General features: G+C 45.2%; 16 protein-coding genes. 9 read left to right on the top strand and 7 right to left on the bottom strand.

All coding sequences use genetic code 11. The features are described 5' to 3' along the window. The first annotated feature begins 339 nt into the window (after positions 1-339). Complete coding sequence (gene mdh, locus R7F07_RS20845) at positions 340-1,275, top strand: malate dehydrogenase (protein WP_005379660.1); 936 nt, start codon at positions 340-342, stop codon at positions 1,273-1,275. Between the two features lie 113 nt (positions 1,276-1,388). Next, positions 1,389-1,580 (top strand): hypothetical protein, encoded by a 192-nt coding sequence (locus R7F07_RS20840; RefSeq protein WP_005379661.1) that lies wholly within the window; start codon positions 1,389-1,391, stop codon positions 1,578-1,580. A gap of 93 nt (positions 1,581-1,673) precedes the next feature. Here R7F07_RS20840 and ispB read toward each other — a convergent pair whose 3' ends face one another. Next, entirely contained in the window at positions 1,674-2,645 is a 972-nt protein-coding gene (ispB, locus tag R7F07_RS20835; RefSeq protein WP_005383097.1) for an octaprenyl diphosphate synthase, read from the bottom strand. Positions 2,646-2,901: 256 nt separating this feature from the next. On the opposite strand from ispB, the gene rplU reads away from it, so the two are divergent. The 6 genes from rplU to folA all read left to right on the top strand — a co-directional run bounded on the left by rplU (position 2,902) and on the right by folA (position 6,834). Continuing rightward, complete coding sequence (rplU, locus tag R7F07_RS20830; RefSeq protein WP_005383096.1) at positions 2,902-3,213, top strand: 50S ribosomal protein L21; 312 nt, start codon at positions 2,902-2,904, stop codon at positions 3,211-3,213. Positions 3,214-3,233: 20 nt separating this feature from the next. Then, positions 3,234-3,491 carry a 50S ribosomal protein L27 gene (gene rpmA / locus R7F07_RS20825; RefSeq protein WP_005383095.1) on the top strand — a complete coding sequence of 86 codons (258 nt, stop codon included), beginning with the start codon at positions 3,234-3,236 and terminating at the stop codon, positions 3,489-3,491. Positions 3,492-3,703: 212 nt separating this feature from the next. Beyond that, positions 3,704-4,876, top strand: coding sequence for an Obg family GTPase CgtA (gene cgtA, locus R7F07_RS20820; RefSeq protein ID WP_042522432.1), 1,173 nt, complete (start codon positions 3,704-3,706; stop codon positions 4,874-4,876). A gap of 195 nt (positions 4,877-5,071) precedes the next feature. Further along, the gene (locus tag R7F07_RS20815; RefSeq protein WP_005383089.1) at positions 5,072-5,872 is read left to right on the top strand and encodes a threonine/serine exporter family protein; all 801 of its coding nucleotides are present in this window, start codon (positions 5,072-5,074) and stop codon (positions 5,870-5,872) included. Continuing rightward, complete coding sequence (locus R7F07_RS20810) at positions 5,872-6,345, top strand: threonine/serine exporter family protein (RefSeq protein WP_053306852.1); 474 nt, start codon at positions 5,872-5,874, stop codon at positions 6,343-6,345. Before R7F07_RS20815 ends, R7F07_RS20810 begins: the two co-directional genes overlap by 1 nt. A gap of 9 nt (positions 6,346-6,354) precedes the next feature. Continuing rightward, positions 6,355-6,834, top strand: a complete 480-nt coding sequence (gene folA / locus R7F07_RS20805) for a type 3 dihydrofolate reductase (RefSeq protein WP_005379666.1) — start codon at positions 6,355-6,357, stop codon at positions 6,832-6,834. Positions 6,835-7,098: 264 nt separating this feature from the next. Here the strand turns inward: folA and apaH are convergent, their stop codons facing one another. The 6 genes from apaH to lptD form a co-directional block, all read right to left on the bottom strand. Beyond that, positions 7,099-7,905: a bis(5'-nucleosyl)-tetraphosphatase (symmetrical) ApaH gene (gene apaH / locus R7F07_RS20800; protein WP_054574252.1), complete on the bottom strand. Its 807-nt coding sequence runs from the start codon at positions 7,903-7,905 to the stop codon at positions 7,099-7,101. Positions 7,906-7,920: 15 nt separating this feature from the next. After that, a complete protein-coding gene (apaG, locus tag R7F07_RS20795; RefSeq protein ID WP_005379668.1) occupies positions 7,921-8,301 on the bottom strand; it encodes a Co2+/Mg2+ efflux protein ApaG in 381 nt (126 codons plus the stop codon). 75 nt (positions 8,302-8,376) lie between these two features. Beyond that, positions 8,377-9,186, bottom strand: coding sequence for a 16S rRNA (adenine(1518)-N(6)/adenine(1519)-N(6))-dimethyltransferase RsmA (gene rsmA, locus R7F07_RS20790; protein WP_005379669.1), 810 nt, complete (start codon positions 9,184-9,186; stop codon positions 8,377-8,379). After that, entirely contained in the window at positions 9,183-10,181 is a 999-nt protein-coding gene (pdxA, locus tag R7F07_RS20785) for a 4-hydroxythreonine-4-phosphate dehydrogenase PdxA (protein ID WP_005383085.1), read from the bottom strand. Before pdxA ends, rsmA begins: the two co-directional genes overlap by 4 nt. Next, positions 10,171-11,454, bottom strand: coding sequence for a peptidylprolyl isomerase SurA (gene surA / locus R7F07_RS20780; protein WP_005379672.1), 1,284 nt, complete (start codon positions 11,452-11,454; stop codon positions 10,171-10,173). Before surA ends, pdxA begins: the two co-directional genes overlap by 11 nt. Positions 11,455-11,513: 59 nt before the next feature. Continuing rightward, on the bottom strand, positions 11,514-13,859 hold the full coding sequence (gene lptD / locus R7F07_RS20775; RefSeq protein ID WP_171342785.1) for an LPS assembly protein LptD: 2,346 nt from the start codon (positions 13,857-13,859) through the stop codon (positions 11,514-11,516). 266 nt (positions 13,860-14,125) lie between these two features. Here lptD and djlA point away from each other — a divergent pair, with 266 nt between their 5' ends. After that, entirely contained in the window at positions 14,126-14,980 is an 855-nt protein-coding gene (gene djlA / locus R7F07_RS20770) for a co-chaperone DjlA (RefSeq protein WP_005383076.1), read from the top strand. Positions 14,981-14,989: the final 9 nt, after the last annotated feature.

Raw genomic sequence — 14,989 nt, 5'->3', positions numbered from 1 at the left:
TACGGGTCAGCAATTTTGCATATTCTCGCATATATATTCAGGCGGTGCCAAAGAGTCCCAGGATTATGTTAGATGCGTCACTGTAAACTATATACCACATAGAATTCTTTAGCGCGCTGAAGTAGGGCTGTATCTGTTTTCTTGAATTCCTTGTCATTTCAACAGAATAAAAGAATAATCCAAGCCCCATTTGTAGCACGGTAACAGCGAGTTGCGCGAGGTCGCAAAGCTAGCGTTAATTGATTGTAATCAAGTTGTGATTCCGATAGCTTTATTTAAGTTGGTTACAAACTACCCTACGAATACGTTTATAAGAGAAATACTCTCAAGGAGAACTACATGAAAGTAGCCGTTATTGGTGCCGCTGGTGGCATCGGTCAAGCCCTGGCCCTTCTACTTAAGAACCGTCTTCCTGCTGGTTCTGATCTAGCCCTATATGATATTGCTCCAGTAACTCCTGGTGTGGCCGCTGATCTTAGCCACATCCCTACGCCAGTTTCTATCAAAGGTTACGCTGGTGAAGATCCTACTCCAGCACTAGAAGGCGCGGATGTTGTGCTAATTTCTGCTGGTGTTGCGCGTAAGCCAGGTATGGATCGTGCGGATCTATTTAATGTAAACGCTGGTATCGTTAAATCGCTAGCGGAGAAGATTGCGGTTGTTTGTCCGAAAGCTTGTGTTGGTATCATCACAAACCCTGTAAATACAACAGTGCCAATTGCTGCTGAAGTTCTTAAAAAAGCGGGTGTTTATGATAAGCGTCGTCTATTTGGTGTAACAACGTTGGATGTTATCCGTTCAGAAACGTTTGTTGCTGAGCTTAAAGACAAAGATCCAGGTGACGTTCGCGTGCCAGTTATTGGTGGTCACTCTGGCGTAACGATCTTACCTCTACTGTCTCAAGTAGAAGGTGTTGAGTTTACAGCTGAAGAAGTAGAAGCATTAACGAAACGTATTCAAAATGCAGGTACTGAAGTTGTAGAAGCTAAAGCGGGTGGTGGTAGTGCAACACTATCAATGGGCCAAGCTGCATGTCGCTTTGGTCTGTCTCTGGTTCGTGCTCTTCAAGGTGAAGAAGGCGTAGTTGAGTGCGCTTACGTTGAAGGCGACGGCGAACACGCGACTTACTTCGCGCAACCTGTGAAACTGGGTAAAGAAGGCGTTGAAGAAGTACTAAGCTACGGCAAACTCAGCGATTACGAAAAGTCTGCATTAGACGGTATGCTAGAAACACTAAATGGCGACATCAACATTGGTGTTGAATTCGCAAAGTAATCTAGAAAGCCTATATAAGAAAAAAGCCGATCATTTTGATCGGCTTTTTTGATCCTTGATTTCTCAACTTCGTAAAAATGGTCGAATAAAACCACGTAGTGAAGGAGAAGATGATGGAAGCGAGTCGAATCCGTAAAGGCATGGTTGTTGAGTGCCAACAAGGCGTCGGTACGATATTAGTGGTCGACCATGAAGCAGAGACGGTATTGTTGTCCAAACAAGGGACTGAACAGCAGCTCGCCGTTAGCTTTGATGAAATAGAAGATGATCCACAACTGCATGGCGGTAGTGACAGATATTACTAGCGCCTCCGGCGTCGTCATTAGGTATCAAACGTAAAAAAGGAAGAGCATGCTCTTCCTTTTTGCTATAAGTCTTGCGTTATGGGTAGCTATTGATTACTTCGTGCGTTGTACTGCGACATGAGCCAGAGTAACAAGCGCTTGTTTGTATTCAGACTCTGGCAACACTGATAGTTCTGCGATTGCTTTGTCTGCTTCTTCTAGAGCTTTTTGCGTTGTGTATTCCAGAGAGCCCGCTTCTTTCATGACCGCAAGAATTTCTTCTAAGCGATCCATGCCATTCGCTTTCTCAATTGCTTCACGAATCATGATGGCGTTTTCTGGTGTGGTATTACGCATAGCATGGAGTAGAGGCAAAGTTGGCTTGCCTTCGGCCAAGTCATCACCCACATTTTTACCCATGTCTTCGCCATCAGAAGTGTAATCCATGACGTCATCAATGAGCTGAAACGCAGTGCCTAGATACTTACCGTAATTTTGCATTGCGATTTCCACATGCTCAGGAGCATCATTTAAGATTGCACCGATTTGAGTTGCGGATTCAAATAAGCGCGCAGTCTTAGAGTAGATGACTTGCATGTAGCTTTCTTCTGTCGTGTCAGGGTCGTTACAGTTCATCAACTGCTGTACTTCACCTTCGGCGATCACGTTTACGGCATTGCTCATTAGTTTAAGGATCTTCATGGATCCTAGTTCCGTCATCATCTGAAATGAGCGTGTATAGATAAAGTCCCCAACTAATACGCTAGCCGCATTGCCAAATGCTGCATTCGCAGTGGCTTTACCACGGCGCATGTCTGATTCATCTACCACGTCATCATGCAGCAAAGTCGCTGTATGGATGAACTCAATAAACGCAGCTGCCATTGTATGACCATTGCCTTGGTAACCAAGTGCACGGGCTGACAGTATCGCTAAAAGCGGTCTTAGACGTTTGCCTCCACCACTCACGATATAAAAACCGAGCTGGTTGATTAAAGAGACATCAGAATTAAGTTGGGCTTGAATTGTTTCATTCACTTTTGCCATGTCATCGGCAGTAAGCGCTTGGATAGTTTTAAAATCCATCGTATATCCGGCTGAAGTTAGACCCTGCAAGGCTTATTCGATTTATATAATTGTCGAATAATACACTAAAAAACGTTGATTAATACATTACTAAAGGGCATGATTGCCGCACTTTTCTTTGGCGATTAGCTTTTCGCCAATTTTTTCAAAATATGGCTTGTCATAGGAGCATCTATTCTGTAGAATCTGCGCCCTATTGATGATTAGTTTAGCGCACACCCTCAAGAAAGGCTGTGCGGAAAAAGCGGAGTAAAATATGTACGCTGTTTTCCAATCTGGTGGTAAACAACACCGTGTAAGCGAAGGTCAAACTCTTCGTTTAGAGAAATTAGACGTTGAAACTGGTGCAACTGTAGAATTTGATAAAGTTCTTCTTGTTGCTAACGGCGAAGACATCAAAGTTGGTGCTCCTCTTGTAGAGGGCGGCAAAATTGTTGCTGAAGTTGTACAACACGGTCGTGGCGATAAAGTTAAAATCGTTAAGTTCCGTCGTCGTAAGCACTCTCGTAAGCAACAGGGTCACCGTCAGTGGTTCACTGAAGTGAAGATCACTGGTATCAACGCTTAATCTATTAGGAGAGTTTAACAATGGCACACAAAAAAGCTGGTGGTTCTACTCGTAACGGCCGCGATTCAGAAAGCAAACGTCTAGGTGTTAAGCGTTTCGGTGGTGAATCTGTACTTGCAGGTAACATCATCGTTCGTCAACGTGGTACTAAGTTCCACGCTGGTAACAACGTAGGTATCGGTAAAGACCACACTCTATTCGCTCTTACTGAAGGTAAAGTGAAGTTCGAAGTGAAAGGTCCTAAGAACCGTAAGTTTGTAAGCATCGAAGCTGAGTAATTAGGTTTTTAACCAAATTACTTAATAGCTTTAAGCTGAATTCAAAAGCCCTGCCGAATCGGCGGGGTTTTTTATTTGTGGCAGTCGACATATCGAAGTTTCTCGCTAAGATCCTAAGCGATTTGAATCTGGGAGCTTAGATCTGTCATCTGCTAAAATTGTCGGATGACATAGTAAGATTTAATCCACGCACGAAGTAGTCGGAGTAAAAGATGAAGTTCGTAGATGAAGCGGTAGTAAAAGTTCAGGCTGGTGATGGCGGTAGTGGCGTTGTCAGTTTCTGGCGTGAAAAATTCATCACTAAAGGTGGCCCTGATGGCGGTGATGGCGGTGACGGTGGTGATGTTTATATCCAAGCTGATGAAAACCTAAATACCCTGATTGATTACCGTTTCCAGCGCTTCTACGAAGCTGAGCGTGGTGAAAACGGTCGCGGTGGTAACTGTACAGGTAAGCGTGGTAAAGACATCGTTCTTCGTGTACCTGTGGGTACGCGCGCTGTGGATATCCACACAAATGAAATCGTGGCGGAAGTTGCTGAACACGGTAAGAAAGTGATGATCGCAAAAGGCGGTTGGCACGGTCTAGGTAACACGCGTTTCAAATCTTCAGTAAACCGCGCGCCTCGTCAGAGAACATTGGGTACAAAAGGTGAAGTACGCGAAATTCGCCTTGAGCTATTGCTTCTTGCTGATGTGGGTATGCTTGGTCTACCTAATGCTGGTAAATCAACCTTTATCCGCGCAGTATCAGCAGCAAAACCGAAAGTCGCTGATTACCCATTCACGACTTTGATCCCAAGCTTGGGTGTCGTAAGTGTCGTACCAGAGAAAAGTTTTGTTGTTGCAGACATCCCTGGTTTGATCGAGGGTGCAGCAGATGGCGCTGGCCTTGGTATTCGATTCTTGAAGCACTTAGAGCGTTGTCGAGTGTTGCTGCACATGATCGATATTATGCCAATTGATCAGTCCGATCCGGTGCAAAATGCATTGACGATCATTGATGAACTAGAACAATACAGCGAAAAACTGGCAAGTAAGCCGCGCTGGTTAGTGTTCAACAAAGTTGATCTAATGCCTGAAGAAGAAGCGAATGAGAAGATCCAAGAAATCTTAGACGCACTAGGTTGGGAAGACGAGTACTTTAAGATCTCGGCGATCAATCGTAACGGTACTAAAGAGCTTTGTTACAAACTGGCTGACTTTATGGATAACCTACCTCGCGAAGAGGAAGAAGTGGCTGAAGAAGATAAAGTTAACTTCATGTGGGATGATTACCATAAAGATGCGATGGCGGGTAAAGACGTTATCACTGAAGATGACGACGATTGGGATGACTGGGACGATGAAGAAGATGACGGTCACGTTGTCTACGTTCGTGACTAATCAGAACGGTCAAACAATGCCTGTTTGCCTATAATTCATTAAGCCGCAATTATTTATTGCGGCTTTTTTTGTATCTAAATCATATTTAGGTGATGTGATTTACGGCACAATAACCGATACGTCGTGTTTTTTGAGGGTTAGTTTGGCCCTCGCGCGTATGAATGAGTAACACCCTAAAAGGAATTAGACTTATTTATGACTCTAGAAACCATACCGCCTAGAGAGTTGGCGGTATCTACTCAACGATCGATTTCTCGTCTTGTCGCCCAAGCCGGACAAATGCTACTTGCTCATGGTGCTGAAAGTACTCTTGTGAGCGATATTATGCGTCGTATTGGCCTAGCTTGTGGGGTGAATGAAGTTGCGGTAGCACTATCAGCTAATGCATTGGTTGTGACGACGGTAATGGATGGGCATTGCATCACCACCACCCGAAGCTGCGCTGATCGTGGCATCAATATGCGCGTTATTACGCAAATTCAACGAATCTGTATCATGATGGAGCGTGGTTTGCTCGATGCAACCATGGCGCAGAAAAAGCTGAACGCTATCAGTCCAGAGCGTTATAACCGCTGGTTGGTGGTGTTTATGATTGGCTTGTCTTGTGCGGCATTCAGTCATCTAGCTGGTGGTGATTGGGGAGTATTCATTATGACCTTTTTAGCTTCAGCTGGTGGCATGATCGTTCGCCAAGAAATTGGTCATCGTCATTTCAACCCTCTATTGAACTTTGCTGCGACCGCTTTTGTGACCACCTTAATTTCAGCACAGGCGGAAATTTACCAAATCGGTAATCTACCTACCGTAGCAATGGCATCGTCAGTATTAATGCTTGTACCTGGTTTCCCACTCATTAACTCTGTCGCAGATATGTTGAAAGGCCACATTAATATGGGGATTGCTCGATTTGTGATGGCTAGTTTACTAACGTTGGCGACATGTTTGGGGATCGTTGCTGCGATGAGTGTAACTGGAATTTGGGGGTGGGCAATCTAATGAGTTTATTTGAATTGATGTTTGGCCTTTTGAATGACATGTTTTTTGCGGCGATTCCCGCTGTAGGATTTGCATTGGTTTTTAACGTACCACAAAGAGCTTTAGTGTATTGCGCTGTTGGTGGCGCGATTGGTCATGGTAGCCGCTACTTGATGATGCAGTTTGGCATTCCTATTGAGTGGGCAACCTTTTTTGCTGCGACGTTAGTTGGGATGATTGGTGTGTACTGGTCTCACCGTTTTCTCGCGCATCCAAAAGTGTTTACTGTGGCTGCTTTGATCCCGATGGTGCCGGGTGTGTTTGCGTACAAAGCAATGATCGCTATGGTAGAAATCAATCATGTTGGCTACTCACCCGAGCTTGTCGCAACCTGTATGGAAAACTTTCTTAAGGCCATGTTTATTATTGCAGGTTTAGCTGTTGGTCTTGCGGTTCCAGGGCTGTTATTCTATCGCCGCAGACCAATTGTATAAGGACCTAACATGATCATTAGTATGATTGCCGCTATGGCCGACAATCGCATCATTGGCAAAGACAATCAAATGCCTTGGCATCTTCCCGCCGATTTCGCTTGGTTTAAGCGTTGTACCATGGGAAAACCGGTTGTGATGGGACGCAAAACCTATGAGTCTATTGGTCGCCCTTTACCAGGTCGCTTGAATATTGTTATTAGCCGTGATGAGACACTAAAGATCGAAGGCGTCACTACCGTAACATCGATTGAGCAGGCTCTGGAAGTCGCAGGTGATGTGGAAGAAGTGATGATCATTGGTGGTGGTGCGATTTACACCACTTGTCTGCCTATGGCCAATAAACTGTATGTAACACACATTGAAGCGGCCATTGATGGTGATACTCAGTTCCCAGATTGGGGAGACGAGTTTAAGGAAACTTACTCAGAAATGTATCAAGCCGATGAGAAGAACGCCTACAACATGCGCTTTACTGTGTTAGAAAAGTAATTCGAGATTAACACCGCGTAGTTAATACGGTAATGCCGTTCGTATAACAGCGAGCGGCCATCCCAACCTACCGTCATCCTGAAAAGCGACGAAAGAGCGAGATTCAGGAGCCTCTATACGAGTACTTTGTTGTCAAAGGTATTTCTATCTATTCGCAGCGCGAGGATATTAGATTCCTAGTCTCGTTAAGGCTCGTTGACCCTACAGGAGGTGTTAAGTGACAGGTATTCCTCCTACTATGGATTATCGACTGTTATTCAGTGTTTAACTTAACGCATCCTGAGTAAAAATTTTCTTATCTTCCCAACGGATCATGGTCAGTCTTCCGCCCCAAACGCAGCCAGTATCTAGCCCGATGACTTCGTTGTTCATATAGCCTTGTAGTGCAGCCCAGTGCCCAAAGAGCACCGCTTTGTTTAAGTGGATACGTTTAGGCACATCAAACCATGGAATAAGTTCGTTACCGGAAACTTGTTGCGGTGGCAATTTACAATCCATATCCAAACGACCATCAGGGAAACAAAAGCGCATCCGCGTAAAAGCATTGATAATATAACGGTATCGGTCCAAACCCTGTAGAGAGTCATCCCAGGAATCAGGTTGATTGCTGTACATGTTTTTTAATAGCCAAGGCAGCTCTTCACTTTGGATGATGCGCTCAACTTCACGGGCACACTTTCTCGCTGTTTTTAGATTCCACTGCGGTGATATGCCAGCGTGACACATCACGAACTCGTCATGCTCGGCCATTAGAGGTTGCTGAGCTAGCCATGTCAGTAGTTCCTCTTTGTCAGGGGCCGTGAAAATAGGTGCGGTTCTATCTTTGTCTTTGACCTTTTTTATCCCGTGAGCCACTGCAAGAAGGTGAAGGTCGTGATTACCAAGCACGACGATTGCGCTTGCGCCAAGTGACTTCACAAAGCGTAACGCTTCTAGTGATTTAGGCCCTCTGGCGACCAAATCACCAGCAAGCCAAAGTTGGTCTTTTTTCGCAGAGAAAGATACTTTTTCTAGTAGTCGCTGCAATTCATCAAAACAGCCTTGGATGTCACCAACAATATAGGTAGCCACTGAATCTCCAATTTACTAATTTAAAACATTTGGAACAGCCAAGCGAAATGGTTCGATTTCGGTGATGAACTCTTGCCCTTTCTCATCCAGCATTTTGTAGTGTCCTTGCATAACGCCGACAGGGGTTTCTAACGCGGTTCCGCTACTGTACGTGTATTCATCATTGCTTGGAATAAAGGGCTGCTGGCCTACCACTCCGTCACCTTCAACCGTCATTTGCTTGCCGTTCGAGTCTGTGATTAGCCAGCGGCGGCTCACTAACTGTACGGTTTGTTGGCTAAGGTTTTTGATGGTGATGATATAAGCGAAAACGTAGCGTTGTAGCTCTGGGTTGGACTGTTCTTCGATGTATTTGGTGTGAACTTGAATTTTGATGCAAGGTTGAATGACGTCCATGTGCACTCCTCAGAAACGTAATATCCCAATAATAATAAGCCAAACCTACAAGGGTTTGGCTTATTGTTTGAGTTCTTAGTGCTGCGGGTTATCCGCAAGCCAGTTCGCCATTGCGACGAATTGTTCTAGCGTCAGGTTCTCTGGACGCATGCTTGGATTAACACCTAGCTCTTCTAGTACTTCTGTGCTTAACAACGATTTGTAGCAGTTACGAACTGTTTTACGACGTTGGTTAAAGCCTTCACGACAAACGCGATCGAGCAAACGCAGATCTTTCGCCGGGCATGGCAGCTCTTCGTAAGGCACTAAACGAACAACGGCAGAATCCACTTTCGGTGGTGGAACGAATGCCGTTGGCGGTACTTCCAGTACCGGTACCACTTTACAGTAGTACTGAGCCATTACCGTTAAACGGCCGTAAGCTTTGCTGCCAGGGCCGGCGGCTAAGCGGTTTACCACTTCTTTTTGCAGCATAAAGTGCATGTCTTGAATGTCTTTATGGAACTCAAAAAGGTGGAACATCAATGGTGTAGAGATGTTGTATGGTAAGTTACCAAAAATGCGCAGCTTGTTGTTTGGCTTCACTAGTTGAGTGAAGTCAAAACGCATAGCGTCACCCTCATGGATGGTCAACTTATCTGCCAGTTCAGGGTGAGTACGTAGGCGTTCCGCCAGATCGCGGTCTAATTCGATAACTGTGAACTTATCCACTTCACGACCTACTGGCTCAGTGATTGCACCAAGACCAGGACCGATTTCAACCAGGTTTTGACCTGGTTTTGGGTTAATCGCTGATACGATTCCATCAATAATGTATGGATCGTTCAGGAAGTTTTGACCAAAACGTTTACGCGCTTTGTGCCCTAAATGGACATCATTTCTCATTGTTTCTTCTCTACCAAATCTATCGCATGCGTGAGCGCTGTTCGGAAACTCCCTGTATCCGCTTGACCTGTCCCTGCCAGATCTAATGCAGTACCGTGGTCCACCGATGTTCTAATAAAAGGTAGACCAAGAGTAATATTTACTGAACGACCAAAGCCTTTGTATTTTAATACTGGCAATACTTGATCATGGTACATGCCTAAAACAGCATCAGCATCATTTAAATATTTTTCATTGAAAATGGTATCAGCCGGCAGAGGGCCGATCAGGTTGATACCTTTTTCTTGTCGAATTTTTTCCAGTGTCGGAGTGATGGTCTCGATCTCTTCACGACCTAAGCAGCCATCTTCGCCAGCATGAGGGTTAAGCCCGCAAACGTAGATGTTTGGTTGTGCGATAGCAAACTTTTCTACAAGGTCTTTATGAAGAATATCGATGATTTTTTCTAATCGCTCTTCGGTGACAGCTTTGGACACATAAGCTAAAGGAATATGTGTTGTAACCAGCGCCACGCGTAGTCCTTCCGTTGCTAGCATCATTACGACTAGCGGCGTTTGTGACTTCTCGGCGAAAAATTCAGTATGACCACTGAATGCAACACCTGCGCGATTAATCACCCCCTTATGAACAGGGCCGGTGACAATAGCATCAAATTCATCATTCATACAGCCTAAAGCTGCTCTTTCTAGCGTTTTTAGTACATAGTGGCCATTCGCTTCATTGAGCTCGCCTGCGACCGCAGGTTCCGATATTTGGATATGGTCAACGATAAGCGTGCCCGCTTTTTGTGCTTTAGGTGCTTCTTCTGGATTGTAATCAGACAGTTGGACTTCGATGCCAAGCTGCTTGGCTCGCTCCGTCAGCATATTCTTATCGGCACAGACGACAATTTGGTGCGCCCAATCTTCTTTCGATAGGGCAAGCACTAAGTCTGGGCCGATACCCGCAGGTTCCCCTGCGGTTACGACAATTCTACGAATTGTATTAGTTGTCATTGTTGTCATCCACGATTTCAACAAACGCACTTGCGCGTAGCTCTTGCATCCATGCGCCCGCTTCTTCATTAAATTTACGGTTAAATAGAATACGGTAAGCTTTGTTCTTCATCGCTGAGTCAGTACGGTCCACTTGGCGACGATCCAACACTTCAACGATATGCCAGCCGTGAACGGTTTTGAACGGTTCGCTGATTGAGCCAACTGGCAGAGTTTCTACTTGGTGCTTGAATTCTGGCACGTAAAGATCTGGTGTTTGATAACCTAGTTCACCGTCTTGTGCTGCCGAGCCAGGATCTTGACTGTATTGTGTTGCCAATTGAGCGAACGTTGCTTCACCGGCTTTGATGCGGCGTACAAATTCATTCAGTTGCTTCTTCGCCCCTTCGTCGCTCAGAATCACTGTTGGTTTAATCAAAATATGACGCGCATTTACTTCCGTTACCGCAACCGTTTCTAGGCCTTTTACATCCTCTATTTTTAGGATGTGGAAACCAACGCCACTACGGAATGGACCAATAATGCTGCCTTTGTTTTGCATCTTGATCTGATCAGCAAAGATGGTTGGCATCTCTTCTTTACGCATCCATCCCCAATCACCACCCTGTAAAGCTTTAGGACCTTTTGAGTAGGTGTAGGCCATCTCCGTAAAGTCTGCACCTTCGTTTAGCTTTTTCGCGAGCGCTTTAGCTTCTGCTTCTACAGCTGACTTTTCTTTATCGTCAGAGAAGCGCAGTTGAATGTGTCCAATTTTGTATTGAACAGTCGCATTGGTTTCTTGTGATAGTTGCTCAGCAAGGCTATCGACCTCTGCTGGAAGGATATTAATACGGCGACGAACCAGTGCATTGCGAGCTTCTGATGCGGCGATTTCCTTACGAATTTGTTCGCGGAATTCTGGGTAACTTAAACCTTCACTTTCTACAGAAGCAGCGAGTTGTTCTACCGATTGCTCATTATTACGTGCGATCTCTGCAATCGCTTGGTTTAAACGGTTGTCGTCAATACGCACACCAATACGGTCTGCTTCTTGGCCTTGCAACGTATCAATGATAAGTTTTTCAACGACTTGTTCTTTTAACACGCTGGTAGAAGGTAAGCTCTTTCCACTTTGACGAGCGTTGGCTTGCAGCGTTTTCATCGCTGTTTCGATGTCGCTTTGTAGAACTACACCGTCATTCACGATGACCGCAACCTTATCGATCTCTACTGGTGCTGCAACCGCTCCGCAAGAGAGTAGGGTCGTGAATAAGATTGATTTCCAAATTTTCATTTAAAATTCCGTCAGTATTTTTGAATAGGCGTCTTATTCATTTAAGACGCCTATTTTGATTAATTGTTCAGATAGAATGGGCGGCCGTACTTAATCGCGTTGTCAGAACCATCCAGTTCTTTGACAGCAGTGTCTTCACGCTGGTTAGTCGCAAAGCCTTGAATACCGAAGTTAACGCTGAAGTTATTTTCGTATTCAGGTGATGCCCCGGTGCTGCCGATAGCTTGGTCTTCCCAACCAAGCAATTGGTTTGAGTAAGTGACGCCAATGTACCAACAGTCAGATTGGTAACGTAGGCTCGCTAACCATTCTAGGTCCGCATTTTCATTGAGGTCGTAGTAGTATTGACCACTCGCAGACCAGTTCGGGTTGAACTCGTAGGCCGCTACAATACCTGCTTGAGAAATACCTTTACGAGTAATTGTGTCTAGGTTTTCGAGAATGATCGTATCTTCGATGTATTCACGCGTAACGTAGCGATAGTTACCCTGAATAAAGCCGCCGTTGAATTGGTATTCCAAGGTACTGTTTGCCAACTGCATGGAGCTCAAATCAATATCGTATTGAATTCCACCGTGATAGAACAAGTAATCGTTGTAGTTGAAATCAGCTTCAATCGCCCATGATGAGTAATTGGTTGTCTCATCCGGAAGATTTGGGCTGTTGCTCAGTTTGGTCTTTTTATCGAAGTAGTAAATCTGACCAAATGAAACGTTAAGACGCTCTTTATAGTCATCATCAAAGAAGCGAGTACTCGCACCGTAGCTTAACTGGTTCGCCGAGGCGATTTTATCAATGCCACTGTACTTACGACTGCGGAATAGCCCGTAGTAGTCGGTTTGTAGCAAGGTGGTATCGTAGTTGTAGATGTTGGTTTGATCTTCTTCAGGTACGTACAAGTACTGCAGCTGAGGCTCCAGTGTTTGTGTGTAGCCCTTGATCCAGCTTGTATCTCGCTCTAAGTAAAGTTGCGCATGCGTACGGAACTCAGGAATAACACGAGAAACTTCATCATCCAACTGGTTTTGCAAGTTTACATCAGTCAAACCCGTTAAGTCTTGAGAGTAATACGTAGAGAGCACACGCGCTTCTGTTGTCCACGTTGCCCATGAGTTTGAGAGTGGCAATGTAAGCCCTGGTTCAATGTGAACACGGGTCGCATTTGGTCGCGCAGCATCGCTGGTATCGAAGCGGCTGATTTGGCTCTTCACGTCAAAGTTAAGGTAGTCTCCCCACAATGGCGTGTAGTAGTTCAAGTCTAACTGAGGAAGCAGGCGATAAGGGCGGTTCTCTTCTTTCAATAAGATTTGGAAGTCACGAACGGTTAACGAGGCATCCCAGAAGTCAGAACGATATTGTACTTGTCCTTCTTGAACCAGTTGACCATCTTCACGGTTACCAATGTCGGAGTCGAGATCGAGGAAGTAATCAATATCACTCACTTTTGAGTAATCGACTTTGACTATCCACTGTTTATTGATGATACCGTCGTGTTTAACTTGGTAGCCCCAACGAGACTTGTCCTGATATTTGCGATCACTATTGAGGTATTCGCCTTTGATTTCTCCATTTCCCCAACCATCTGTTAGGTAGCGGAAGTCAGTATCGAGTTTTGTACCACGTTGCTGCATATAGAGCGTGGTGAGTGTCATGTCATATTGAGGCGCGATGTTCCAATAGAATGGCACCTCGACTTCCATACCATCACTAGAACCGTACGATAAAGAAGGGAAGAGGAAACCCGTTTTACGCGTATCTCCAATTGGCATGGTTAGATACGGCACATAGAAAACAGGCACATCTAACACTTCAAATCGAGGATGGTGCAGCGTCGCTGTCTCTTCATCTTGGTCAACATCGATGCCTGACGCAACCAATCGCCATGAATTATCGCCTTGAGGGCACGATGTGATAGAGCCATCTTCGAGTTCATAAACCGACTGACCTGTGCGAGCGATATAGGCTGCAGTGCCTCGGCCTTGTTGGCAAAGGAACTGATAATCGGTGTTCTCAAGTGAAAACGTATCTTGATTAATGTCGTTAGTAACACGATCAGATCGAGCTTTGACTTGGCCGTCATTGAAAGTCACGTTGCCTTCGGCAACCACGACGTTGTCTTGTTGGTGCAGCGTTACGCTATCTGCGGTAATTTTCTTCTGGCCTTGGGTGACTTGTACATTACCTGAGTACTGAGCTTTGTCACCATTGATGGCTTGCAGGGTGTCAGCTTCTACCACTACTGGGGTATTAAGAGCGTCCTCCTCGCCACTTGTATCGACCAAACATTGATCTGTGGCGGGCATTTCCTGCACACTATCATGGATATTCGCTTCAGCTTGAGTGGTGGGTACAAACAAGGCGGTGCTGATAGAGGCCGCTAAAAATGTGCGGGAGAAATGTTGCATTGAATTGAACTTTCCTGTGTCACTACTACTCGATGGCTATAGGGCTTGTTGTACCCTAGCGTAATAGCCAAATGAATCAACTATAGTCGCATTTATCCCAGCGTATTGATTCACTGTGGCATAATGACGACAAAATAGCTGCAAAGATAAGCAGGCGAAATGGCCTAGCCGAAATAAAACTAATTCCATTATCATAAAGGAAATCGTTGCATCCGGCACTATAAGACCGCCGTCGTCGATAAAAATTCATTGATAGAGAACACATAATGCATATTTTTGGCAAAATTCTGGGTGCCTTTTTTGGCTTGTTACTTGGCGGGCCGCTAGGTTTACTCTTTGGCTTATTTATTGGCCATCAATTCGATAAAGCACGTCGCTTGAGTCAAGCCGGGTTCTCTACTGGCGGCTTTGGAAAAGGGCCAAGTCAAGCTCAGCGCCAAGAAGAGTTTTTTAAAGCGGCGTTTGCGGTAATGGGACATGTGGCAAAAGCGAAAGGCCAAGTCACCAAAGAGGAAATCCAACTGGCTTCAGCCATGATGGACCGCATGAATTTGCATGGCGAACAGCGTCGCGCAGCGCAAGACGCGTTTCGTGAAGGTAAAGACAGCGACTTTCCGTTAGAAGATGTTCTTGTTCGTGTGAAAATTTCGACAGCTGGTCGCTTTGACTTGTTGCAATTTTTCTTAGAGCTGCAAATCTCGGCGGCCTTTGCAGATGGCTCGATCCACCCGAGTGAACGAAATGTACTACACAAGATTGCACGTGGTTTGGGTTTCTCTTCTGAGCAATTAGAGCGTCGTTTGCAAATGCAAGAAGCCGCATTTCGTTTCCAAAGCCAGGGCGGTTTTCATGGTCAGCATCAAGGCCAATCTTCAGGTGGTAGCTGGCAACAAGCTTCACAAGCGGATCAGTTGGCCGACGCGTACAAAATTCTGGATGTGTCTTCAGATGCAGACAGTAAAACCGTTAAGCGTGCTTATCGTAAACTGATGAACGAGCATCACCCGGACAAATTGATGGCTAAAGGTTTACCACCAGAGATGATGAACGTCGCGAAAGAGAAATCTCAAGAGATTCAAAACGCTTACGATCTTATTAAGAAGGTTAAAGGCTTTAAGTAGTCGGACGTT

This window comes from Vibrio sp. YT-16 (genome assembly GCF_033337405.1).
GTDB classification, from domain to species: Bacteria; Pseudomonadota; Gammaproteobacteria; order Enterobacterales; family Vibrionaceae; genus Vibrio; species Vibrio alginolyticus.
The sequence above is the reverse complement of the archived record's forward strand: the minus strand, read 5'-3'. Positions and strand labels throughout refer to the sequence as shown.